General features: G+C 41.5%; 18 protein-coding genes, 1 tRNA gene and 1 rRNA gene. 10 read left to right on the plus strand and 10 right to left on the minus strand.

The window, feature by feature from the left end:
- A 5S ribosomal RNA gene (rrf, locus tag QHT84_RS14190) occupies positions 1-74 on the plus strand; the annotation flags it as partial.
- Between the two features lie 310 nt (positions 75-384).
- Here rrf and QHT84_RS11250 read toward each other — a convergent pair.
- The 5 genes from QHT84_RS11250 to porU all read right to left on the minus strand — a co-directional run bounded on the left by QHT84_RS11250 (position 385) and on the right by porU (position 8792).
- Positions 385-2004 (minus strand): pyruvate dehydrogenase complex dihydrolipoamide acetyltransferase, encoded by a 1620-nt coding sequence (locus QHT84_RS11250; RefSeq protein WP_283239668.1) that lies wholly within the window; start codon positions 2002-2004, stop codon positions 385-387.
- Positions 2005-2006: 2 nt separating this feature from the next.
- On the minus strand, positions 2007-3005 hold the full coding sequence (gene pdhA, locus QHT84_RS11255; RefSeq protein WP_283239669.1) for a pyruvate dehydrogenase (acetyl-transferring) E1 component subunit alpha: 999 nt from the start codon (positions 3003-3005) through the stop codon (positions 2007-2009).
- 148 nt (positions 3006-3153) lie between these two features.
- A complete protein-coding gene (gene cdd, locus QHT84_RS11260) occupies positions 3154-3636 on the minus strand; it encodes a cytidine deaminase (protein ID WP_283239670.1) in 483 nt (160 codons plus the stop codon).
- 67 nt (positions 3637-3703) lie between these two features.
- Positions 3704-4894: a type IX secretion system outer membrane channel protein PorV gene (porV, locus tag QHT84_RS11265; protein WP_283239671.1), complete on the minus strand. Its 1191-nt coding sequence runs from the start codon at positions 4892-4894 to the stop codon at positions 3704-3706.
- Between the two features lie 37 nt (positions 4895-4931).
- The gene (gene porU, locus QHT84_RS11270; protein ID WP_283239672.1) at positions 4932-8792 is read right to left on the minus strand and encodes a type IX secretion system sortase PorU; all 3861 of its coding nucleotides are present in this window, start codon (positions 8790-8792) and stop codon (positions 4932-4934) included.
- A 209-nt stretch (positions 8793-9001) separates the two neighbouring features.
- On the opposite strand from porU, the gene gldJ reads away from it, so the two are divergent.
- The 3 genes from gldJ (at position 9002) to QHT84_RS11285 (ending at position 14017) form a co-directional block, all read left to right on the plus strand.
- The gene (gene gldJ, locus QHT84_RS11275) at positions 9002-10729 is read left to right on the plus strand and encodes a gliding motility lipoprotein GldJ (protein WP_283239673.1); all 1728 of its coding nucleotides are present in this window, start codon (positions 9002-9004) and stop codon (positions 10727-10729) included.
- 61 nt (positions 10730-10790) lie between these two features.
- Positions 10791-12077 (plus strand): UDP-N-acetylmuramoyl-tripeptide--D-alanyl-D-alanine ligase, encoded by a 1287-nt coding sequence (locus tag QHT84_RS11280; RefSeq protein WP_283239674.1) that lies wholly within the window; start codon positions 10791-10793, stop codon positions 12075-12077.
- A gap of 68 nt (positions 12078-12145) precedes the next feature.
- Positions 12146-14017, plus strand: coding sequence for an OmpA family protein (locus QHT84_RS11285; protein ID WP_283239675.1), 1872 nt, complete (start codon positions 12146-12148; stop codon positions 14015-14017).
- A 637-nt stretch (positions 14018-14654) separates the two neighbouring features.
- On the opposite strand, the gene QHT84_RS11290 is transcribed toward QHT84_RS11285, so the two are convergent.
- Positions 14655-14729 (minus strand) — tRNA-Val (locus QHT84_RS11290).
- A 68-nt stretch (positions 14730-14797) separates the two neighbouring features.
- Positions 14798-16018: a bifunctional folylpolyglutamate synthase/dihydrofolate synthase gene (locus tag QHT84_RS11295; protein WP_283239676.1), complete on the minus strand. Its 1221-nt coding sequence runs from the start codon at positions 16016-16018 to the stop codon at positions 14798-14800.
- 130 nt (positions 16019-16148) lie between these two features.
- Between QHT84_RS11295 and QHT84_RS11300 the strand changes: the two genes are divergently transcribed.
- From QHT84_RS11300 to QHT84_RS11310, 3 genes are read left to right on the plus strand one after another with little or no spacing between them, the layout of a single operon-like run.
- On the plus strand, positions 16149-16862 hold the full coding sequence (locus QHT84_RS11300; RefSeq protein ID WP_407649244.1) for a MotA/TolQ/ExbB proton channel family protein: 714 nt from the start codon (positions 16149-16151) through the stop codon (positions 16860-16862).
- Positions 16843-17238, plus strand: coding sequence for an ExbD/TolR family protein (locus tag QHT84_RS11305; protein WP_283239678.1), 396 nt, complete (start codon positions 16843-16845; stop codon positions 17236-17238). The genes QHT84_RS11300 and QHT84_RS11305 overlap by 20 nt, the downstream gene beginning before the upstream one ends.
- 18 nt (positions 17239-17256) lie before the next feature.
- Complete coding sequence (locus tag QHT84_RS11310) at positions 17257-17793, plus strand: hypothetical protein (RefSeq protein ID WP_283239679.1); 537 nt, start codon at positions 17257-17259, stop codon at positions 17791-17793.
- A gap of 57 nt (positions 17794-17850) precedes the next feature.
- Here QHT84_RS11310 and QHT84_RS11315 read toward each other — a convergent pair whose 3' ends face one another.
- From QHT84_RS11315 to QHT84_RS11325, 3 genes are all read right to left on the minus strand, one after another.
- Positions 17851-18738 carry an energy transducer TonB family protein gene (locus QHT84_RS11315; RefSeq protein ID WP_283239680.1) on the minus strand — a complete coding sequence of 296 codons (888 nt, stop codon included), beginning with the start codon at positions 18736-18738 and terminating at the stop codon, positions 17851-17853.
- A 77-nt stretch (positions 18739-18815) separates the two neighbouring features.
- Entirely contained in the window at positions 18816-20042 is a 1227-nt protein-coding gene (locus QHT84_RS11320; protein ID WP_283239681.1) for a Glu/Leu/Phe/Val dehydrogenase dimerization domain-containing protein, read from the minus strand.
- A 153-nt stretch (positions 20043-20195) separates the two neighbouring features.
- The gene (locus QHT84_RS11325; protein ID WP_283239682.1) at positions 20196-21263 is read right to left on the minus strand and encodes an anhydro-N-acetylmuramic acid kinase; all 1068 of its coding nucleotides are present in this window, start codon (positions 21261-21263) and stop codon (positions 20196-20198) included.
- A gap of 96 nt (positions 21264-21359) precedes the next feature.
- Between QHT84_RS11325 and QHT84_RS11330 the strand changes: the two genes are divergently transcribed.
- The 3 genes from QHT84_RS11330 to QHT84_RS11340 all read left to right on the plus strand — a co-directional run bounded on the left by QHT84_RS11330 (position 21360) and on the right by QHT84_RS11340 (position 23753).
- Positions 21360-22499 (plus strand): acyl-CoA dehydrogenase family protein, encoded by a 1140-nt coding sequence (locus QHT84_RS11330; RefSeq protein ID WP_283239683.1) that lies wholly within the window; start codon positions 21360-21362, stop codon positions 22497-22499.
- Between the two features lie 81 nt (positions 22500-22580).
- Positions 22581-23258 (plus strand): Crp/Fnr family transcriptional regulator, encoded by a 678-nt coding sequence (locus tag QHT84_RS11335; protein WP_283239684.1) that lies wholly within the window; start codon positions 22581-22583, stop codon positions 23256-23258.
- Between the two features lie 81 nt (positions 23259-23339).
- Positions 23340-23753 (plus strand): DM13 domain-containing protein, encoded by a 414-nt coding sequence (locus QHT84_RS11340; protein ID WP_283239685.1) that lies wholly within the window; start codon positions 23340-23342, stop codon positions 23751-23753.
- Positions 23754-23755 lie beyond the last annotated feature (2 nt).

Here is a 23755-nt window from a genome sequence, read left to right on the forward strand (position 1 = left end):
TTCCGAACAGAGAAGTTAAGCCCGACTGCGCAGATGGTACTGCAGTAATGTGGGAGAGTATGTCGCCGCCTTTTTTTTTTTGAAACCCTATCCTAACGGATGGGGTTTCTTGTTTTATATGGTTTTGATAAATCAAAACTACCTCAAGCCCACCGGGCTTGCTCCTTTTAATTTCAAAGGTTTGTTATTAGAGCGATGGTTCGCGTGAGGGATGGCAGTGGCATCCTTTTTACTGTTTAAAAGAGTGTCTAAATTAGCATAAAGCTTGTAACAGTAAAAAGATAAAACGGACAGCCCGGTCTCGTTTTTTGGAACGAGACACGCCCAATAAAAAAACCCACTCTTTGGAGCGGGTTTTACTTGTTTATAAGGTATTCTTTTTTGTTATGCTAACATGGTTACCGGATTTTCGAGATAAATCCGTAACGTTTGCAAAAATTGCGCTCCGGTAGCACCATCAACGGTTCTGTGGTCGCAGGCTAAAGTCAGGGTCATGGTGTTGCCCACCACGATTTGACCGTTTTTCACCACCGGTTTTTCTTCGATAGCCCCTACAGAAAGAATAGCCGAATTAGGCTGGTTAATGATGGAGGTAAACGATTGGATACCGAACATGCCTAAGTTGGAAACCGTAAAGGTGCTGCCTTCCATTTCGGCCGGAGTCAGTTTCTTGTTTTTGGCTTTTCCGGCTAAATCTTTAACCGCGGCACCAATTTGGGATAAACTCATTTGATCGGTAAAGTTCAAAACCGGAACAACCAAGCCGTCTTCAACAGCTACAGCTACGCCAATATTTACATGGTGATTGATAATCATCGCATCTTCTCTCCATTGTGAGTTTACTTGCGGGTGTTTTTTCAAAGCCATCGCACAAGCTTTTACCACCATATCATTGAACGATACTTTGGTGTCGGGTACGGTATTTATAACCGCGCGCGATTTCATCGCTTCATCCATACTTACCTCAATAGTTAAGTAGTAATGCGGAGCCGTGAATTTCGATTCGGCCAAACGACGCGCAATGGTTTTACGCATTTGCGAGTTTTTGATTTCCTCGGAGAATTTTTCTCCGGCCGGTACGAATGGTTTAACAACAGTTGTTGGTTGTTGAATGTCGGTTGCCGGTTGAGCTGTTTGACTCGGCGCAGCAGCAACAGATGCCGGAGTGAAGTTTTCTACATCGCTTTTGGTAATCCTTCCGTTTTCACCGGTCCCTTTTACCTGAGCTAAATTGATACCTTTATCCTTAGCGATTTGTTTGGCTAATGGAGAAGCGAATATTCTTCCGGCTGAAGCAGTATCTGCAACGGCAATCGGTGCAGCTGTTGTTGGAGCGGAGGCGCTTTCTGTTGGAGCCGAAGCTGGTGCAACAACTCCTTTTTTGAAGTTTTCTGCCACACCGGCAATGTCAGTTCCGGCAGGCCCTATGATGGCTAAAACGCTGTCTACGGGTGCCGATTGTCCTTCTTGAATACCAATATACAATAAAGTTCCGGCATTGAAAGATTCGAATTCCATCGTGGCTTTATCGGTTTCGATTTCGGCCAGGATATCGCCTTCTTTCACTTCGTCACCTATTTTTTTCAGCCAAGTAGCTACAGTTCCTTCAGTCATCGTATCGCTCAAACGCGGCATGGTTACTACTACAACACCTTTTGGTAAAGAGGTTGCGGGTTGCGGGTTGTTGGTTGCGGGTTCTGTTTGAGCTGGAGCTTCGGTTTGTGCTTCAGTAGTTGTTCCAGAAATTAATCCTGAAATATCTTCACCTTCTTTGCCAATGATGGCTAAAAGCGAATCAACGGCAGCGGTTTCTCCTTCTTGGATACCGATGTATAATAAAGTTCCGGCATTGAACGACTCAAATTCCATGGTCGCTTTGTCGGTTTCAATTTCTGCTAGAATATCACCTTCAGAAACTTTGTCGCCCACTTTTTTTAACCAAGTAGCAACGGTTCCTTCGGTCATCGTGTCGCTTAAACGCGGCATGGTTACTTTTGTTGCCATACTTATAATCTGTGAGGAATGAAAGGATAATTTTCTTGTTCGTAAACCACATCATACAATTGTTGTGCTTCGGGGAACGGAGATTCTTCTGCGAAGGTGGCACACTCTTCTACTAAATCTTTAACACGCTCGTCAATCACTTCAATTTCAGCGTCAGTGGCATATTTTTTCTCTTTGATGATATCGAGAACTTGCGTAATCGGATCTATTTTTTTGTATTCATCCACTTCTTCTTTGGTGCGATACAATTGGGCATCCGACATCGAATGACCTCTGTAACGATAGGTTTTCATTTCGAGGAAAGTAGGTCCGTCGCCACGGCGTGCTCGTTCTATGGCTTCGTGCATGGCTTCGGCCACTTTTACCGGATTCATGCCGTCTACCGGACCGCAAGGCATTTCGTAGCCTAAACCTAATTTCCAGATATCGGTGTGGTTAGCGGTTCTTTCTACCGATGTTCCCATCGCATACCCGTTATTTTCACAGATGAAAACTACGGGTAATTTCCACAACATGGCCATATTGAAGGCTTCGTGTAAGGAACCTTGACGGGCGGCACCATCCCCAAAATAGGTTAGGGTTACACCACCGGTATTAAAATATTTATCGGCGAAAGCCATTCCGGCACCAACAGGAATTTGTGCTCCTACGATACCATGACCTCCGTAAAATCCGTGTTCTTTAGAAAAGATGTGCATGGATCCTCCCATACCTTTGGAAGTTCCGGTTACTTTACCCAGTAACTCGGCCATTACGGCTTTGGGATCTACACCCATACCGATAGGTTGCACGTGGTTTCGGTAGGCTGTAATCATCTTGTCTTTGGATAGGTCCATGGCGTGTAAAGCACCCGCCAGTACAGCTTCTTGACCATTGTACAGGTGAAGAAACCCTCTTACTTTTTGCTGAATATATAACGCAGCCAGTTTGTCTTCAAACTTTCTCCAAAACAGCATGTCTTCATACCATTTTAAGTAAACATCTTTCGTAATTTCTTTCATTTTGATTGTTTGCTAACGTGTTTTTGAATCTTTGTTTTAAGTAAAAGCAAATAGTTTCCTCACACAAATTTGCGTTCCGAACTGTCGGAAGGCAAAAGTAAAACATTCCCCGTAAGAAGTAAAATTTAATAGCAGTAAATTTTACTTTCTACAGGAAGTTTTTGTCGAAGCTGAGCGGTAGTAAATTTTTAATCGAATCGGATTTGTAAACCTCTCCGGTTTCTCCCATAAAATAAATCTCGATACTTTGGTCTTGTTTGAACTCATATTCTGAAATGGATTGGCGACATGCACCGCATGGCGGAATCGGAGATTTGGTTTCGTTGGTATCGGAAGCCGCAGAGATAGCCATTTTTACAATCTTAGCATCGGGATAGATGGCGCCGCTTTGAAAAATAGCGACTCTCTCTGCGCACAAACCCGACGGGTAAGCGGCATTTTCCTGATTAGAACCTAAAACAATTTTGCCGTTATCCAAGAGTATCGCAGCGCCGACTCTGAAATGAGAGTAGGGGGCATAGGCTTTTTTTCGGATGGCAACGGCTTCTTTCATTAAGGATTGAATTTCCAGCGGCAGTTCTTCGGCCGAAGCAAAAACCGTAAAGGAGGTGTTGATGTTTATGTGTTTCATTATTGAGGAAAAAAAATCCAAATTTCAAAAGAGAAATTTGGATGTTGTTTGTTGTACCTATTAACTATTAATATTCTTCGTATTTGTCACCAAAGCTAAACGTGAGCGAAAAGCGCAGGGTGTTTTCAAGCGGGTTTTTCACTTTTGAAGCCGAGAACAAATACGATACATCTACTTTAACTACGTTGTATTTGAATCCGGCACCCAAAGAGAAAAATTGTCGGGCGCCTTTTTCCGGACTTTCGTGGAAATAACCCAAACGCATGGCAAATGATTCTTGGTATAAATACTCAGCACCTAAGGAGTACGTAAACTCTTTGAGTTCTTCGCTAAAACCTCCCGGGGCATCGTTAAACGATTTAAAAATACCGGAAACCCAATTTACCTTGTTATATTCTCGGTTGTTTTGATCTCGTAAATCAATTTCTTCCTGAGTAGTGATTAAGCCATCGCCATCCAAATCGGCACTTTGAGGCGTTGGTACCAACAACTTGGCCAATTCTAAACTTACCGATACTTTGTTGTATTCGTCAAAAATGAAGTCGTACCCACCCCCCAATCGCATGTTAGCCGGCAGGAAGTTGGCACTATTGTCATCAGATGATCCGGCATCGTAATTGATTTTCGGACCTAAATTTTGAAAGTTGAAACCCAATCGCAATCTTCCGTTAAAATCGGCTAGTGCCGTTTCTTCACCTTGGTAAAACCCGGAAATATCTACGGCAAAACTACTGGCCGGTTTGGCATCGCCTTCTCCGGTCGGAATTCTAAGTGCTGAGCGGATGTATCTTCCACTAACTGCCATGGCGAATTTTTCACTCAATTTCAAGGAATAAGACGCGTCTAAAGCCAATTCATTCGGCTTTACAATTTGAGGTTGATCCTCGGCATTTTGTCGGAGCTCAATTTCTCCTAAACCAAAATAACGTAAGCTACCGGCAAATGCACTTCTTTCGTTGATTCTGTTGTAATAGGTAGCTTGACCTAACGAGATGTCGTTAACTAAATCAGTTAGATAGGGAGTATAACTGGCGGTAAAGCCTTGTTTGTCTAACGCAAACGCATATTTGGCCGGATTCCACTGTTGTGAAAAAGCATCTGCAGAAGTAGCCACTCCTTGATCGGCCATACCGGCAGCACGAGCATCGGCAGCGATTAACAAAAACGGAACTCCGGTGGTAATAACTCTACTGTCTTGTTGGGCGTTTATAGAAGGTATAGTGGATAGTAGTAGAAATAAGATTGCAATTTTTTTCATCGTCATTTTTATAAAAGTTAACAAATATAGTATTTTCCTAAAGGATAACAAGTTTTTCTATTTTTTCTGCTTTTTTATTCGATAAAGTGGACTTTACGGTCAGTTTATAAACATAAACGCCCTTCCCGATGCGGTCACCAAAGTCGTCTTTACCGTCCCATGTAATGTCTCTGGAAAGAAAACCATCGGTGGTCACGGTTTGATTTTTAGTCCATACAATTTTACCGGTAATAGTCATCACTTGAACCTGAACTTCCAAGGGTTCAAAAGGTCTGTTGTGTGAAAACCAAAATTCGGTATAATTCACGAAAGGGTTAGGATAGTTTAACACATTACTCAATGCTACCTTGTCATCACCCACCACCACAAATTGAATTTCGGCTGTAATCGGATTATTGTACACATCCCAAGCTTTGAAAGTAATGGTGTGTAATCCCGGCGCTAGGTTTCGGTAAGGGAAGTATACTCTTCCTTTGGTGTAATCATCCAACTCGGTTTCGTAATAATCATTCATGATGTACGGATTGCTTTCGTCGCCGTCTAAGATTCCTACAATGTCATGACCGATTCCACTGGCGGTATTGATGCCGTGCTCGTCTTCCAATATCGCTAAAAAGAAAGGGGATTCGTTGGTAATGCCACCATTGACAAACGTTTCATCATTCATGTATAATCTTACCCGCGGACCGGTGTTGTCTGCTACGGCGTTGGGATTGATGCCTCCGATTTTAATGTCCGTATTGTATCCGGTTTTGTCGAGTAAGATTTGATTTCTCTTCGCATAGAAGCTGATTCTTCCGTTGTCTACCGGTATCCGAATATCGCGAGGTACTACAAACCCAAACTCAAACTTCCCGGCATTGATAGAAGCATTGCCTCTGAAAATGGTTTCTCCTAAATTGGTGAAATTTATCGGCGGACTGTAACTGTCGTTGTTCAATGTGGATCGAACTACGTTTTTATCAAAAACATTAACAGATAACTCTCCGTTATAGGTTGGGAGTAAGTTGTTGTTTTCGTCTAAAACTTCACCGGCTAATTTGACAAATGCTAACGATTTAAAATCGTCAATCGGACCGGTTATCGGCATGTCGTTAACTTTGGTTAAAACCACTTTAGGTTTAGGGATAGCCAGCATTAAGGCCGGATCACCTAAATAGAAAACGACATTGGTGGAACGGTTTGGGCTGTAGTTTTTAGCTAAACGAAGCGCTTCAGCTATCGAGGTGTAGGTGTTGCTGCCGTAAGCAAATAAATATTGGGCCAATCGATCGTTGAAAACCTCGGCATTGCCTTGACCGATGGAACGAACGGTGGTAATCATTGAAATGGCACCGCCTCTTGGATTCCAATAAGTGTATTCGCCGGCCGTTGGGCGGTATGGGTTGTCAAATCGGGAGAAATCACAAGTAATGGTGATGAATAGCGGATATTTGTATCGGTTGGCCAAATTTTGTCCATCGGATTTTTCCCAAATGCGCTCCCCTGATAAACCGTCTTCGCCACCATGTCCTAAATAATTAAACACCAAGGCTCCTTTCTCGAATGCCGAGAAAATTTCTTCCCGAGCTTTCGGATACCGTTTCCCGCCGGCAGAGGTTTCCTGTTGGTACGAGTCTAACAAGATTTTTTTGAAGTTTATAAAGGGTTTCTGTGTCACAATAACATCAGTCAAATTATTTTGTCTGTCTTGTAGCGTACTGTCGGTCGTTTTGTCTGAATCATCAGAGATAGCCACGTAGTTGGTGCGCCAACTGCCATAGGATTTAATGTCGTGGTATTCGATGACTTTGTTGACCATTTCTTCGGCTTGTTGTACTGAGCTCACAATCATTCGCCCTACTGCGATGTCAATTCCACCCACATCAATATTGGAACCCAACGGGCTGTTGAGAAAGTAAAATCCAACGTCAAGTCGGCCTTCGTCGTCATCCATCATACCGTAAAAATCATCAGTGGCAAATGATATTTCGCCTTCGGTGAAGCTGTTGATGGCTTGGTATACCGGAACAATATTGGTGTTGTTGGCCACACGGTCTTTAAAATCATACGAGCCATCGCCGAAAAGATTTAGATATTTTACACGATTGTCCGCAGATGAGGCGTTGTTGTACACATATTTAACAAAGTTTCGGATGGCACCGATGTCTTGTTTTCCGGACGAAAATTCCTGATAGATGCTCTCTAGGGTAACAACTCTGACTTTAAGCCCGGCGTAGTTTCGATGAAAGTTAGCTAACTTCTCGGCTTGAGTTGCCAGAAATTTTGGAGATACTATCAGATAATCTATGTCTTCAAATTGACCTTGTGCATTATTGAATACAGTGCCTTTGATGTTTTGATTATCGACTTTAGTTTTAGACTCTTTTAACGGACTGTAGTAATCAGCCGGGTCAACAGCGATGTATTTTTTGATGGCTCCTAAATCAGATTTGAAGGAAAAATTACTTTGACCGCTGTTTTCAATTTTGGTTACATTATAAATATCGGTAATGTCCCAAACTTGCGTAATGTTGTTTGCGGTAGTAATTTGATACTCGCCAATGCCTGCTAAAGAAGCGGCCATATCGTATTGAAATCTGAATTGTTTGCCGTATCCTTTGAGGTTTCTGGTCGCTTTGATGTTGATAAAGTCTAAAAATCCTCTGGCTGTAGGCACGCCCAAATTGTCATACGTAATAGTCACTTTAAAGTCTTCGGTTCCGGTAACATTAGTGGTAAACGATTTGTCAAAAACGCCTTGCTCACCTGTTGACGGCGGTACAACAATGTTGATTGTTCCGGCCACTTGTCCGTTGGTCTCTATTTTATAGTCAGTGCTGCTGCTGGTAATAGAAGCTACGTGAACCATCAATTGCATTGGCGTAGCAGTTACAACATTGGGTATTTTGAAGTTAAAATCTCTTTGATTGTCAATGCTGAAATCTTCGCCAAACCACATTCGTCCTAATTTTTCCAAATTGTTGTTGTCTTCTTCGTGAAAAAGATAGTCGTTAAAAGTGGTAATACTGACAGTTGCCGCTCCGGAAGGTTGTGTCATGTCGGCGATTCTTTTTCCGTTACTGCCTTGGGCGGTTACATAATAATAGGAGCGATCCCCATAGATGTTATTATTGCTCAAATAGTCTTCATTCCAATTATCAACACCTTCAGCATAAAAAAGAATGTAATCTTGACTATCGAAGATACCATCGTTTTCTCCTATAAACTGTATGGCGTTTTCTTCCAAGTCCATGGGATAAGAAACGGAGTTGAGGAGCGGTAACATTCGTCCGCCGTTGCCGTAAATTTTAATTTTTCGGGGGTCAACATTGGTGTTAAGACCTAAACTTTGCAAAAAGCTTTTGGAGATTTTGTACACGCCTGATTTTTCAACATAAAAACGATACCAACTACCGGTAGCCAAAACAGAGTTGGTGATGGCGGAGACATTGTTTTGCGTGTTTTGTATTCTTTCACTGCTTCGAGAAATGGCGTAGTCAAAAGAGACTAGTTTTTTATAGGTGTTTCCGTCCTTAATAATAGGAGAAAGCGTTATCAATCCGAAATACAAATCTCGGGCAGTTATATTTTTAAAGGATTGACGTATGGAACTAGGAATGTCTTTGGTCGATAACGAGCCTAATTGGCTTTCATCAATGTTTTCAAAAACGAGATTGCTCAGTTGAAGCGCATTATTGTTGGCCGGATTGGTCAACTTGATTTTCAACACATATTGAAGTGTTTTGTTGTAGTTGTTGAATTGAAAATTTTCCGGATTAAATTGGGGTAATGAATAAGATGAATTACCATAGGGATAGGCTTTTTTTTCTGTCCAATTCAGCGTGATTTTTCCCTCCTCTTGTGAAATAGCGCTACATGCAGAGAGTATAAGTAAAACAATAAATATCTTTTTCATAGTCTGTAATAAACGTAAAATTCACCAAAAAAGTATAAGAAAGCAAAATTTTTTTTTTTTTGAAACAAAATACAATAAAACTATTATTTTTGCGTTGTATATGAAATGCGTCTGTAAACGGCGAATTTAGTATTAATTAAAAAAGATGTTGCAATGTAAATGTTAATTCTTATATTGCGCCTCTAAATTTTTACCTACTAAAAAGAATTATGAAAGTAAACAAAATTATTGCTGTAAAATTATTACTGTCACTAGTGATAATGATTGGTTTTACTAGTTGTAGTAAAAAATCCGATTCTAAAGGCGGTTCCAGAGCAACGGGGTGGAAAATCAACGATAAAAAGGGTGGTTTTCAGTATGCCTCTAAGTTTAAAAAACAAGCTACAGGACCGGGTTTGGTGTTGGTTGAAGGTGGAACATTTACAATGGGTAAGGTTCAGGATGATGTGATGCACGATTGGAACAACACGCCTAATCAGCAACACGTGATGTCTTTTTATATGGACGAAACCGAGGTGACCAACATGATGTACATGGAGTATTTGAGTTGGTTAAAAACCGTGTTTCCACCGGATCAGGAAAATTACAAAAACATTTATGAAGGCGCTTCTCCCGACACTTTGGTGTGGAGAAATCGTTTGGGATATAACGAAACGATGACCAACAACTATTTGAGACATCCGGCTTATGCGGAATATCCTGTAGTAGGAGTGAATTGGATTCAAGCCACTGAGTTTGCCAAATGGAGAACAGACCGCGTAAACGAGAAAATTTTAGAAGAACAACGCTACTTGAAAAAAGATGCTAAGGTAACTGATGTGAGTGCTGATAAGGTGTTCAGTACAGAGGCTTATTTGGCTTCACCATCTACCGCTATGGGTGGCGACGAGAAAATTGTGTTGAAAAAAGGACAAAAAGGAGCGCCTGCTAAAAAATCAGCTGATGCCGGAGCCAACAATACAGCAGGAAACAGCCCTAAAAATGTATATGCTCAAAGAACTTCCGGATTAATTTTACCGGAATACCGATTGCCAACTGAAGCAGAATGGGAGTATGCAGCTGCAGCCGATGTTGGGCAAAGAGAATATAATACGTACAAAGGACAGAAAAAATATCCATGGTCAGGAGCCTACACTCGTTCGGGTAAAAGACAGGTGCGAGGCGATCAATTGGCTAACTTCAAGCAAGGTAAAGGGGATTACGGCGGAATTGCCGGTTGGTCTGATGACGGTGCTGATATTACCAATAAAGTGAAATCGTATCCACCAAATGATTTCGGTTTGTATGATATGGCCGGAAACGTTGCCGAATGGGTGGCCGACGTATACAGACCAATTGTGGATGATGAAGCCAATGACTTCAACTATTACAGAGGTAACGTATACATGAAAAACAAGATTGGGGAAGACGGAAAAGTGGAATTAGTTTCTGCTGAGACACAACAGTTTGATACCTTGTCTAACGGTAAAATTGTAGCACGCAATTTCCCTGGTCAAATCGCTCAAGTGCCGGTAGATGATAAAGAAACCTATTTGAGACAAAACTTTGACAAATCAGATAACAGAAACTATCGTGATGGTGATAAACAATCTACCCGTTACTTTAAGTTCGGTTCTGAAGAAGGTGATGAAAAAGGAAAATTGAGAGATGATCAAAGAATGTATGATTCTCCTAAGCACAATGTGTCTACCGACAGCTTAGGGAACATGGTTAAAAAATATGACAAGTCTAACAAAAGAACAACTTTGGTAAACGACAATGTACGTGTTTACAAAGGCGGTTCTTGGAGAGACAGGGCTTATTGGTTAGATCCTGCTCAAAGAAGGTACTTCCCTCAGGATATTGCCACAGATTATATTGGTTTCCGTTGCGCCATGTCGAGAGTAGGTCCTAAATCGGATCACAAAAAATCAGCTCGCAACAAGAAAAGAAAATAATTTTGTTCGATATATGTAAAAGCCCTTTTTAGGGCTTTTATTTTTAGATAAAGAGTAGAAAATGACCCTGCCACAAATTCACAATTTATTTTTACAACATCCTGTCATTTCCATCGATACCCGAAAAATTGAACCGAATTCAATTTTTGTGGCTATTAAAGGAGAACGTTTTGATGCCAATACCTTTGCTGCAGAAGCCTTGCAAAAAGGAGCGGCTTATGTCATTATAGACAACAAAGACTATTGTATTGATGAAAGAACTATTTTGGTTGACAACAGTCTGGAAACCCTGCAAAAGTTAGCGACTTTCCACCGAGAATACCTCAAGCTTCCTATAATAGCATTAACGGGAAGTAATGGCAAAACCACCACCAAGGAGCTAATTCATGCAGTATTATCCCAAAAGTTCAAAACCAAAGCCACAGTTGGGAATTTAAACAATCATATCGGGGTGCCGCTTACCTTGCTTTCGTTTACCCCGGAAACTGAAATTGGTATCGTAGAGATGGGTGCGAATCATCAAAAGGAGATTGATTTTTTATGTAATATAGCCCAACCGGATTATGGTTTTATTACCAATTTCGGGAAAGCGCATCTCGAGGGTTTTGGTGGCGTGGAAGGTGTGATTAAAGGCAAGAGTGAAATGTACGATTATTTAATAGGCTCTCATAAAATGGCTTTTGTCAATTTGGATGATGCCATACAAGACACCAAAACGGCTCATTTTAATCGGTATACCTTTAGTCGGATACATCAAACGGCTGATGTTTTTATAGAGGCCGTTAGCGCCAATCCGTTGGTTCAAATTAAAGCTTATGGAGTCACTATACAATCTCATTTGATTGGATTGTATAACGCCAATAATATTAGTGCCGCGATAACCATCGGGCATTATTTCGGCGTTCCCATAGAAAATATCAAGAGCGCTATCGAAGGTTACCTACCCGAAAATAATCGTTCTCAATTATTGCAAAAAGGAACCAATGAAATCATTTTAGATGCGTACAATGCCAACCCTAGCAGTATGAAAGTTGCTTTGGAAAATTTTATACAATTGAAAAAATCGAACAAGGTGGCCATTCTTGGTGATATGTATGAACTGGGAGCAGAGAGCCTGCAGGAGCATAAAGCTATTGTTGATTTGATGCAGCAGCAAGCCGATTTTGACTGTTATTTTATCGGAAAAGATTTTTTTGCCAATACAACCCGAGATAACCGACTTCATTTTTATGAATCGTTTGAGGACTTTACTCGTTTTTTGGCATCACATTCTTTTGACCATACTGTTTTACTCATTAAAGGTTCCCGTGGGATGGCTTTAGAACGAGTTCTCGAGCATTTAGCCTAAAGAACAAAACGTGTTGTTTTTTGAATTATATTTACTGTAGCATTTCCTTGGATTTTAAAACTCTACACATGAAAAACATACTACTTACGGCTTGTGCATTATTGTTTATGTCGCATTTATCAGCCCAAGATAAAACAACTGTTAAGGCCGATATGCTTTTTGACACCTATCAATATGTGGGTGCCATTGAAGAATATCTCAAATTAGCGGAGAGCAAAAATGCGAACACTTACATCTTTTCCCGCTTGGGTGAAAGTTACTATAATGTTTTTGATGCCGAAAATGCATCCAAATGGTTTGCCAAAGCGATTAAAGGGAAAACAGTCGATGCCGAAACGTATTATCACTATGCTCAAACTCTAAAAGCATTGGGAAAATATCAGGAAGCCAACAAGATAATGGATGTGTTTGCCAAAATGTTGCCCAAGGACGAACGGGCAAAAGAGCATTTGGCCAATCCCGATTACATTCCGAGTTTAACAAGCTCCAAGGCTTTTGATGTAGCCGATACCAATATTAACGCGAAAGACGAGAGTAATTTCGGGGCGTTGTTGACTCAGGATAATCAGCTGTATTTTGCAAGTACCCGAAATGCCTCCAACAGAACGGATAAATGGAACAACCAGCCGTATTTGGATATTTATCGGGTCGGCAGAAATGCCAATGGGACGTTGTCGGAAGCTACGCCGGTTAAAGAACTCAACACAGCCTTTCACGACGGACCGATTACATTGAGCCAAGACGGCAATACGATGTATTTTGCGCGTGACAGTCACAGTGAAGGACAATATGAGAAAAACAAGAAGGCCAATATCAAAATTGGTAGACAAGGGATTTATAAAGCGGTTAAAACGGATGGCAAATGGAATGTAGTCGAAGCACTGCCGTTTAACAGTACCACCTACTCCGTTACCAATCCGAGTTTGAGTGCCGACGGCAAAACCCTTTATTTTGCTTCCGATATGCCTGGGGGTTTTGGGGAATCCGATATTTGGAAGGTAAGTATCACGGGTAACAGCTACGGGAAACCCGAAAATTTAGGGGCTTTGGTCAATACCGCTTCCCGAGAAAATTTCCCTTTTATTGCCGAAAACAATACGCTGTATTTTGCTTCCATGGGTCGTCAAGGCTATGGTGGTTATGATGTGTTTAAAATCGATTTAAACCAAACGACTCAGCCTGAAAACATGGGAAAACCCATTAACAGCGAGAAGGATGATTTCTCATTCAGTTTTAATCAAGAAAAGCGTGTGGGTTATTTTTCGTCTAACCGAAACGGTTCAGATGCTATTTACCAAGCTATCCCGACTTGCCGAGCCAAAGCGATAATTGTGGTGACCAATAGTAAAACGAAAGCGCCTATTGCGGAAGCTTCGGTGGCTATTTTGGATGGTAAAGGAAATGTGATTGCTGCCGAACAATCAGATGCTTCGGGCAGAGTAACGTATGACATTGATTGTAAAGTGGACTACGGCCTTCAGGTTAAAGCCAAAAATTTTGAAGTGGCCGATGCCGCTATAGCTCCGTTGCAGTCCGGAGAAACGATTGTAGAAGTGCCTCTGGTACCGACTTCGGTCATCATTACTGAGACAGAAGTGATTTTGAAATCGATTTATTTTGAATACGATAAGAGCAATATAACAGCGCAAGGAGCGACCGAATTGGATAAATTGGTTAAAGTGATGAAAGAAAATCCGGCCATGGTCATTTTTGTCAAATCGCACACCGATTCTAACGGCTCTGATGCGTATAATTTATCGTTGTCAGAAAGACGAGCACAGTCTACGGTTCAGTATGTCATTTCTAAAGGAATTACTCCGGATCGAATTTCCGGAAAAGGATACGGCAGCACGGAACAAAAAGTAAAATGCGGCAAGAAATGCACTCCCGAACAAGATGCGCAAAACAGACGATCGGAGTTTATGATAGTCAAAAAATAAAAAAACGCCTCCATTCCGGAGGTATTTTTTATGCGGTTAAAAGCCGTAAAGGTCAGGCATAGCCCCGACAGCAGTGGCATCCTCACGAAGTGAGATACAACGGATGGCGGGGCGATGGTTCTGTTGAGATGGTTTGGGGTGCTCCGAAAAATAAAATCCCAAAGGTGATTTGCGTTGCTGGTGGGCTTCAGGTAGGTGAACTTTAGTTCGCATCAGATTGGCATGTTATGCGGGATTACCTTCGGTGATTCCGTTTTGGGGAACCCTGAACAAGAAAACCAAAACACGGTCATGCCGTGTTTACTTTTTTTATTAACCGCCTCGTTCCAAAGCGTGCATTGGATTCGGCTGTAAAATAAAAAAACCGAAACTAATGTTTCGGTTTTCTTGTGGGCGATGAGATTTGAAATTAAAAGGAGGAAGCCCGGTGGGCTTCAGGTAGGCGAACTTTAGTTCACGTCAGATTGGCATGTTATGCGGGATTACCTTCGGTGATTCCGTTTTGGGGAACCCTGAACAAGAAAACCAAAACACGGTCATGCCGTGTTTACTTTTTTTATTAACCGCCTCGTTCCAAAGCGTGCATTGGATTCGGCTGTAAAATAAAAAAACCGAAACTAATGTTTCGGTTTTCTTGTGGGCGATGAGGGATTCGAACCCCCGACCCTCTCGGTGTAAACGAGATGCTCTGAACCAGCTGAGCTAATCGCCCGATTAGTGCTTGATTGCGGTGCAAATATAGGGCAGTTTTTTGATAATGCAAATTAAATTGAAAAAAAATTACAAAATTTCTGCAACGACGAAGGTGCTGCCACCTACATAAATGAGGTCGTTGACAGCTGCCTTTTTTTTACTGTTCTCATAAGCGTTTGAAACAGAATTATATATTTGACCTTTAAGTTTGAATTTCTCGGCGTTTTGTTTTAAAATTTCGGCATCCAATCCGCGCGGAATATTTGGTTTGCAAAAGTAATAGATAGCGTCTTTAGGGAATAACGGCAGTATTTCTTCCAGATTTTTATCGTTAACCACGCCCAAAACGATATGCAATTGATTAAAAATTTCTTTTTTCAGCTGATTCATGACGATGGTTAAGCCGTGCGCATTATGCGCCGTGTCGGCAATAATTTTCGGATGGGTTCCCAATTGTTGCCATCGGCCTTGAAGTCCGGTATTCGAAATAACGTTTAAAAATCCATTTTTAATATGCCTTTCCGTAATTTGAATTTCATTTTTTTGCGTCAGCACGGTTAGGGCTTGCTGAACCGTTTTGCGGTTGTGGATTTGGTAATCGCCTAATAAAGCAGAGGGATAGACATCCCGAATCAAATCAGAGGCAAAGTATATCTCCGCATGTGCTTCTTGCGCTTTCGTCTTAAAAACCGGTTGGGTTTCCGGTCCGTATTCGCCAATCACCACAGGGACCTCGTTTTTGATAATACCGGCCTTTTCAAAAGCAATGGCTTCCAGCGTGTCACCCAAAAACTGGGTGTGATCTAAGCCGATATTGGTGATGACCGAGAGTAGCGGCGTGATGATGTTGGTGGAGTCTAACCGGCCGCCCATGCCTACTTCAATCACATTAATGTCGGTTTTTTGTCGAGCAAAATAATCCAAAGCCAAACCCACAGTCATCTCAAAAAAACTCAAATGGTGTGCTTCAAAGAACGATTGGTTCCGGGCTATGAATTCGCAAACGGCAGCTTCCGATATGGGTTCGCCGTTGATTTTGATGCGCTCGCGGTAATCTTTTAAATGAGGTGACGTATAAAGTCCGACTTTATAGCCGGCTTCCTGAAGTACAGAGGCCAAAAGATGTGAAGTAGAGCCTTTGCCGTTGGTTCCGGCCACATGAATACAACGCAGTTTTTTTTCGGGATTACCCAAATGATTGGCTAACAAAACCGTATTGGAGATGTCTTTCCGATAGGCCGAAGCACCTTGTGTTTGGTACATCGGGAGCTTATTAAACATCCACTGTAGCGTTTCTTCGTAGTTCATAATTTTTGGGAAAAAATATTCAAGAGCTATACTTTTTTAATTTTTTTTTCGTTTATATTGTGAAGCCTATTTGGTTCGTACAAATTTGAAACTATTTTCAGAATTAACAGCCCAAAATTTAATAAATATGATCAGTACCTTTTTACAGTTGCAAGTGGATAGTTTGGCTCAAAACATACCTACAGCAGACGCCACCAATGCCGCTTTAACCAATGAAGTTTCCGTTTTAGAGTTTATTTTTAAAGGAGGGATTTTTTTGATTCCGATTGCTCTTTTATTGTTTTATACGCTTTACATTATTTTTGAGCGTTACATCTACATTCACAAAGCAGCCAAAATCGACAATCATTTGATGTCGGATATCCGTAATCATTTGAACAATGCCAATATTGATATGGCGGTGAATTCGGCAGAAAGAGCCGGAAATGCACAAGGAACAATTATTAAAGAAGGTGTTTTGACCATTGGCCGTCATATCAATGAAATCGAATCCAATATGGAACGCGCCGCCAATATCGAAATTGGTTATATGGAAAAAAAGTTAGGCCAATTAGGTTTGATTGCAGGGATTGCGCCAACAATTGGGTTTATCGGAACCATTTCGGGAGTAATTAAAATTTTCTACAGTATTTCGGTAACCGAAGACATCAGTATTGGAAATATTTCCGGCGGTTTATACGAGAAAATGATTAGTAGTGGAGCCGGTTTGATTGTAGGGATTATTGCCTACGCAGCTTATCACTTGTTCAACGGAAAAATTGATAATTTCTCCTTGGTGATTCAAAAGCAAGTATTAGAGTTTGTCAACATAATTCAACGACCACATGCCAATAAAGCGAAATAAACGATTTCATGCAGAAGTCGCCACATCTTCGTTGAGCGACATTATGTTTTTCCTGTTGTTGTTTTTTCTGATCATTTCTACTTTGGCCAATCCGAATGTAATTCGAATGACCCTGCCGAAATCGAAAACCAACGAAAAAACCAACAAGCAGTTGATTACGCTTTCGGTAACCGAAGAAAAGCGCTTTTTTATTGACAAAGAGGAAGTGATTTTTGACCAATTGGAAACCAAATTACTGGCTAAAATGGATCCCGAAAAGCAACAAACCGTTGTCATTCGAATTCCGGCCACCATGCAGGTGCAAGATTTGGTAGATGTATTGCAAATAGGCGTGAAAAATAAACTCAAATTTGTCATCGCAACCAGTCCTAAATAAATTTTTAATAAATCAAAGATGAAACTAAAAGCGTTAGCCGTCATGGCGTTTTTTACATCCATGACCTTTGCTCAAGATACCGAATTTAACTTTTCGAAAGAAGGATTAACCGATTATATCGTGACTACTTTTGAAGGTTCGGCTAAAGATACTTATAATTTGGCCTTGGCTTGGGTGAAAGAGAACAGCAAAAAAGGCTACAAAGTCGTGACTGCTGTCGAAGGCGAAAAATTAGTGATTGAAGGCGGCAAGGAGAACTTTCTTTGCAGTAAAGCCGGTGGAACGAATGTGTGTACGTATGCCACGTTTACGATTGAAATTAACTTTAAGGACGGCCGATTCAAATTCGAAGCCATCGGACTTACCGAGAAGCCTAACAATGCAACAACTGTTGTGATGCATGACTTAAATGACTTTTCCGAGTATTACAATAAAGACGGCAGTTTAAAAAAGTATAAAGATGACGTGCCGGCCGCATACGAATCACTTTTTAACGAGTTGAATAAAAGTTTAGTTACTTTTATGGATAAGAAAAAGAAAGCTGACGGTTGGTAAAATTGATGCTATAGTAAAATAAAAATCCCATTCATTCGAATGGGATTTTTTTATGTTTTAATTCAAGCTGAAGGTGTAAATTATTTTTCCAACCTGCTTTTCAGGCGCATTGCTATCGGCTTGCCATTTGGTTTGCATGGCTGCAATTCGCGCTTGGTCAAGCAAACATTTTGCAGTATTCGTGGTTCCTTGAACACCCGCCGTTACACTTATAGTGTTTCCGTTTCGGTCTACGGTCACTTGTACAGCAACGCGTCCTTGTTCCTGACACGTGTAATCGGGTTGTGGCTTGCTCAATGCTTTTCGGTTGCCTAATGAATATCCGGAGCCGCTGCCGTTGCCGCCACCACTTCCGCTCCCACTGCCGGAGCCGCTTCCCGAACCGCTTCCGGTTCCGTTACCCGAACCGTTCCCGCCGCCACTGCCGGTACCGCTGCCACTGCCGTAATAACCGCTCGAGTTTAAGTTGCCGTTAGCGTTTCCTTTATTGCCGCCACGCGTATCGTTTCCGTCACCGCCACGATTGCCGTTTAATATACTCGATAATGCATCGTTAGCATTAGGAGAAACTTTCGGTTTTTCGGGTGTGGGTTTGACCTCTTTTTTAGGAACAACCGGTGCTTTGACATTGTCTTTTTTAGGAATGGCCACATTGGTTTCGTCATCGGTATCATCCGAAATCACATCGTCATCGGGAGACGTTGTCGTGGGTGTGACCTTCGTTTGATTGGTCGCATTCAAAACCTCACTTTTGTAATTATTGCCCATGCCGTAATCACTATCGCCAAAGTTCATCTCAATACCGCCACCGCCGCCACCGCCCATCAATTTCATGTTGGCCGGAGGCCAAAAGCGCAAGAAAAAGAGTAACAGTAACAATAAGGCATAAACCACTGTGGTTATGGCTAAAGATTTTTTGTCGTTTTCAGATAATTCGAAACTCATTGCTGTCCTGTTGGTTGTTTATTACAATATAACGCTTAAAAATAGTAAATATTGTAGACAGTTGGCTTAAAAATATATTAAACTAACTGTTTCAAGGCAATTTCAAAAGCGGTAGCACTAATGTTTTTCTTGCTCGAATTCAATCCATGGGCTTTTTCCAAGGCTTTTTTGATGGTTTCCGAGATGTCGTAGAAGATTGCTTCGTCGGTCATCTGCACTTTTTTCTCCATAAAATAAGCGAAAACGCGAGCCATACCGCAGTTGGAGATGAAATCCGGAATCAAACTCACTTTGCTGTCGGTTTCTTCCATAATCGGACCAAAGAAAATTTCTTTGTCGGCAAACGGTACATTGGCGCCACACGAAATGACATCCAGTCCCGAGGCAATCATGGTATCGACTTGGTCTTTGGTCACCAATCTCGAAGCCGCACACGGGGCAAAAATTTCGGCACCCAATTTCCAAATGCTTTCATTAATTTCGGCAAACGGAATCATGTTTTGAGCTACCAATTTGTTACCGTCTTTATTTAAAAATAAACGTTTGATTTCTTCAAATGAAAAACCTTCTTCATTGATGACACCACCGTCTCGGTCGATAATACCTACGACTTTGGCACCCATATCGGCCAAATAAAAAGCGGCGGCCGAACCTACGTTGCCAAAACCCTGTACGATGGCTTTTTTGCCTTGTACATCACCGCCGTATATATCGTAATAATGACGAACGGCCTCGGCTACACCATAACCGGTAATCATATCGGCTACTGTGTATTTGCGCAACACATCGGGAGAAAATTTTGGGTTTTCGATGACCTTAATTACGCCTTGACGCAATTGTCCGATGCGGTTGATTTTGTCGGCTTCTGTCGGTTTGAAATGGCCGTTAAACACCCCTTCTTGCGGATGCCAAACACCACATTCCTCTGTCATTGGAATAACTTCGTGGATTTCGTCCACATTCAAATCGCCTCCGGTACCGTAATAGCTTTTCAATAGTGGCGAAACGGCTTTATACCAACGTTGTAAAACACCTTTTTTACGCGGGTCGTTCGGGTCAAAGTTGATACCCGATTTGGCACCGCCAATGGCCGGTCCGGAAACCGAGAATTTTACTTCCATGGTTTTGGCCAACGACAATACTTCGTTCATGTCCAATCCTTTGCGCATACGGGTTCCGCCACCGGCTGCACCACCGCGAAGGCTGTTAATTACGGTCCATCCTTCGGCATCGGTTTCGTTATCTTTCCAGTGGAATACAATTTCAGGTTGTTTGTTTTCGAATTTTTTTAATAAGTCTTTCATTGTGTATCATCTGAGCTCACTTCAGATTCTTTGTTTTAGTTAGCTTGTAATTTAGTTTGTGGTGCAAATATAGGGATTTGAGAATTATGAATCAGGAATTGCAAATGATGAAATTGGTTTGAAATGCAATAAATTTTGAATTTTCAGGCACGATCAAGGACGAAATATGACGCCACTGCTATGATCTTTTTTCGCCCCGGTAACGCTACTCAAAACATTGATTTCTTTGCGCAATTTTAAAACGCCGAGTAACCCGAAAATCAAGGCTTCTTTGTATTCTAAGGTCTTGGTCTCGGGTACTACTATGGTCATTTCAGACAGATAATTTTGCATACATTCCAACAAAAAAGTATTGTAGGCGCCGCCGCCCGTTACCAACATTTTGCCTTTTCTTTCGGGCAAAGCATAAGCGGTTTGCTTGGCGATGTGTTTGATAAACGTGTGCATTTTGTCTTCAACTGAAAGGTCGTAACTTTCCAACAAAGGCAAGACGATGGTTTTCACAAATTCAAAGCCCAACGATTTCGGATACGGTTTTTGGTAGTACGACAAGTTGTCCAATTCTTCCAACAAGGCCATATCGGTTTCCCCGCTGCGCGCGATTTCCCCTTTGTCGTCATACGGTAAGCCGAGACGATTGGCGTAAAAGTTCAATACGGTATTCACCGGCGAAATGTCAAACGCAATACGCTTCCCGTCTTGTTCAAAAGAGATATTGGAAAATCCGCCTAAATTCAGGCAATAGTCGTAGTCGGCAAATAAAATTCGGTCCCCAATAGGCACCAAAGGCGCACCTTGACCGCCGAGCTTTACATCTTGCACACGAAAATCACACACCACGGTTTGACCTACTATCGTTGCAATTTCTTTTAAGTTGCCGATTTGCAAAGTGAAACCGTTTTGCGGTTGGTGCAAAATCGTGTGGCCGTGACTGCAAACGGCATCGAGATTTTTGATTTTATTTTTTTGGATAAAATCTTTGATGATGTTACCTAAAAGGGTGGTGTAGTCGTGGTTGAGTTGTTTTAATGCCGGTTTGGAAAAATCAACCGCAGTGCGTAATTTGTTTAACCAATCTTCAGTGTACGGGATGGTCTCGCTTTCCAGAATTTCGTAGCTCCATTTTTGGTGATTTACCGCGAAACGGATGTGCGCCAAATCGACGCCATCGAGCGAAGTACCCGACATCACACCGACAACCGTATAACTTTCTTTCAACATTGGCTAAAATTACGAAAACGTTTGAAATTCTAACTTTTAAATCCTATTTTTGCGCACCAAAAGTAAAGAAACAACAAACAATAACCGTTACAATATATGGATTTTAATTTAACCGAAGAGCAGTTAATGATTCAGCAAGCGGCCCGTGATTTTGCACAAGCCGAATTGTTGCCGGGCGTAATAGAAAGAGACGAACATTCGAAGTTTCCCACCGAACAAGTCAAAATGATGGCGGAATTAGGGTTTATGGGAATGATGGTGGATCCGAAATACGGCGGAGCCGGTTTGGACAGCGTTTCTTATGTATTGGCGATGACCGAAATTGCCAAAGTAGATGCTTCGGCTGCCGTAATCATGTCGGTGAACAACTCTTTGGTGTGTGCCGGAATGGAAAAATACTGTTCGGAAGAACAAAAAATGAAATACTTGGTGCCGTTGGCCAAAGGAGAAGTCATTGGTGCGTTCTGTTTGTCGGAGCCGGAAGCCGGAAGTGATGCTTCTTCGCAAAAAACCACCGCCAAAGACATGGGCGATTACTATTTGCTTAACGGAACCAAAAACTGGATTACCAACGGAGGCACCGCATCTACCTATTTGGTAATGGCACAAACCGATGTGGAAAAAGGACACAAAGGAATCAATGCCTTTATCGTAGAAAAAGGTTGGGAAGGTTTTGAAATCGGACCAAAAGAAAAGAAAATGGGTATCCGCGGCAGTGACACGCATTCGTTGATGTTTACCGACGTAAAAGTGCCAAAAGAAAATCGTATCGGACCGGATGGTTTCGGGTTCAACTTTGCCATGAATGTCTTGAACGGCGGTAGAATCGGAATTGCGTCTCAAGCATTAGGTATCGCCACGGGCGCTTACGAATTGGCGTTGAAATACGCTAACGAGAGAAAAGCGTTCGGCAAAGAAATTTTCAAACATCAAGCGATTGCTTTTAAATTGGCCGATATGTATGTGAAAATCACCGCGGCTAAACTATTAATCATGAAAGCTGCTGCTGAAAAAGACGAAGGCAAAGACATTGCACACAGTGGTGCGATGGCTAAGTTATATGCTTCTGAAGTGGCGTTGGAAGTGGCTAACGAAGCCGTACAAATTCACGGAGGAAACGGGTATGTAGCCGAATACCACGTAGAACGAATGATGCGCGATGCTAAAATCACGCAGATTTACGAAGGTACTTCTGAAATACAGAGAATTGTAATTTCCAGAGGATTGGTTTCGTAATCAAAATAAGAATCAAAACAAAAACCCTTTCAATTTTTTTTGGAAGGGTTTTTTATTTCTAAAAATGTATACATTTACGCTATGTATGAAGAACTTAAATATTGGTACCTCCGCGATCACAAGTTGTTTTGGACATTGAGCATGAACCAAATTAAGCAGTTGTGTATCATTACCGGTTTTAAAAAAGCCAAGAAAGGCGATATCATTTATTTCTCTTCTTCGGATGTACCGCGTGTTTTTTTGCTCAAAAAAGGCAAAATCAAAATTGTTTCCGTGGATGAAAACGGGAACGAAACCATCAAAGACATTATCGAAAAAGGCGATCTGTTTGGCGAATTAACGCTGGAAAATGATAAAAACTCAAACGAATATGCCAAAGCACTGACCGATGACATCATCATTTGTAGTTTTCTGTTATCTGACTTTGAAGATTTGTTGTTGCGCAATCCCGGTTTGGCCTTGTCCTATACCAAGTTTGTGGGGTTAAAGTTAAAGCGCATCAAAAATAATTACGCCAATTTGGTGTCTAAAGATGCCAAAACCCGCTTGCTTACTTTTATAAAAGATTGGGCAGAGCGCGACGGCAAACGCGACGGTAACAGAATTATCATTGAAAATTACCTGACCCAAAACGACATCGCCCAAATTATCTGTACATCGCGTCAAACGGCTACCGTTCTGTTAAATGAACTGGAAGAAAACGGCCTGATGCATTACGGTCGAAAAGAAATTATCATCGAAGATATTTCGAAGTTTTAATTTTTTTTGGGTCAAATGTAAACTACCCGACAATTCCGCTTTTTGCTTCGTTATAGCTTTGTGACTGTAAAAACGAAAGCGATGAAAAAAGCACTGTTATCCATTTTATTTCTTTATTTTTTGTCTTGCCAAGAAGAAGGCGTGCTTACACAAAATCAGAATACGGAAACAATAAACCCGGAATCCATGTTATGGTACTACGGCAGTTTTGTGCCTACTTCCGGTATTATGGTTAGTGGTGAAGCCAAAATCTATTTTGAAAATAACCAATTTAAGGTACAATTGGAGAATTTTTCTATTTCCGATGGCCCTGATTTGAAAGTCTATTTGTCTAAATCTGCTGCGCCTACGCAATTTGTAAACCTGGGAAATTTAACCCAACAAACAGTATATACGATTCCAGCTGGAATTCAAGTGAGTGCGTATTCCCATGTTTTAATCCATTGTCAGCAATACAATCATTTGTTTGCCATAGCGGAATTACAGCAAAACTGAAG

It is taken from the genome of Flavobacterium sedimenticola (assembly GCF_030053345.1).
Taxonomy (GTDB): domain Bacteria; phylum Bacteroidota; class Bacteroidia; order Flavobacteriales; family Flavobacteriaceae; genus Flavobacterium; species Flavobacterium sedimenticola.

What these genes read in the sequence shown, in the direction of transcription:
- QHT84_RS11250 (WP_283239668.1), bottom strand. Translation starts at nt 2,004, where the DNA reads ATGGCAACAAAAGTAACCATGCCGCGTTTAAGCGACACGATGACCGAA.
- pdhA (WP_283239669.1), bottom strand. Translation starts at nt 3,005, where the DNA reads ATGAAAGAAATTACGAAAGATGTTTACTTAAAATGGTATGAAGACATG.
- cdd (WP_283239670.1), bottom strand. Translation starts at nt 3,636, where the DNA reads ATGAAACACATAAACATCAACACCTCCTTTACGGTTTTTGCTTCGGCC.
- porV (WP_283239671.1), bottom strand. Translation starts at nt 4,894, where the DNA reads ATGAAAAAAATTGCAATCTTATTTCTACTACTATCCACTATACCTTCT.
- porU (WP_283239672.1), bottom strand. Translation starts at nt 8,792, where the DNA reads ATGAAAAAGATATTTATTGTTTTACTTATACTCTCTGCATGTAGCGCT.
- gldJ (WP_283239673.1), top strand. Translation starts at nt 9,002, where the DNA reads ATGAAAGTAAACAAAATTATTGCTGTAAAATTATTACTGTCACTAGTG.
- QHT84_RS11280 (WP_283239674.1), top strand. Translation starts at nt 10,791, where the DNA reads ATGACCCTGCCACAAATTCACAATTTATTTTTACAACATCCTGTCATT.
- QHT84_RS11285 (WP_283239675.1), top strand. Translation starts at nt 12,146, where the DNA reads ATGAAAAACATACTACTTACGGCTTGTGCATTATTGTTTATGTCGCAT.
- QHT84_RS11295 (WP_283239676.1), bottom strand. Translation starts at nt 16,018, where the DNA reads ATGAACTACGAAGAAACGCTACAGTGGATGTTTAATAAGCTCCCGATG.
- QHT84_RS11305 (WP_283239678.1), top strand. Translation starts at nt 16,843, where the DNA reads ATGCCAATAAAGCGAAATAAACGATTTCATGCAGAAGTCGCCACATCT.
- QHT84_RS11310 (WP_283239679.1), top strand. Translation starts at nt 17,257, where the DNA reads ATGAAACTAAAAGCGTTAGCCGTCATGGCGTTTTTTACATCCATGACC.
- QHT84_RS11315 (WP_283239680.1), bottom strand. Translation starts at nt 18,738, where the DNA reads ATGAGTTTCGAATTATCTGAAAACGACAAAAAATCTTTAGCCATAACC.
- QHT84_RS11320 (WP_283239681.1), bottom strand. Translation starts at nt 20,042, where the DNA reads ATGAAAGACTTATTAAAAAAATTCGAAAACAAACAACCTGAAATTGTA.
- QHT84_RS11325 (WP_283239682.1), bottom strand. Translation starts at nt 21,263, where the DNA reads ATGTTGAAAGAAAGTTATACGGTTGTCGGTGTGATGTCGGGTACTTCG.
- QHT84_RS11330 (WP_283239683.1), top strand. Translation starts at nt 21,360, where the DNA reads ATGGATTTTAATTTAACCGAAGAGCAGTTAATGATTCAGCAAGCGGCC.
- QHT84_RS11335 (WP_283239684.1), top strand. Translation starts at nt 22,581, where the DNA reads ATGTATGAAGAACTTAAATATTGGTACCTCCGCGATCACAAGTTGTTT.
- QHT84_RS11340 (WP_283239685.1), top strand. Translation starts at nt 23,340, where the DNA reads ATGAAAAAAGCACTGTTATCCATTTTATTTCTTTATTTTTTGTCTTGC.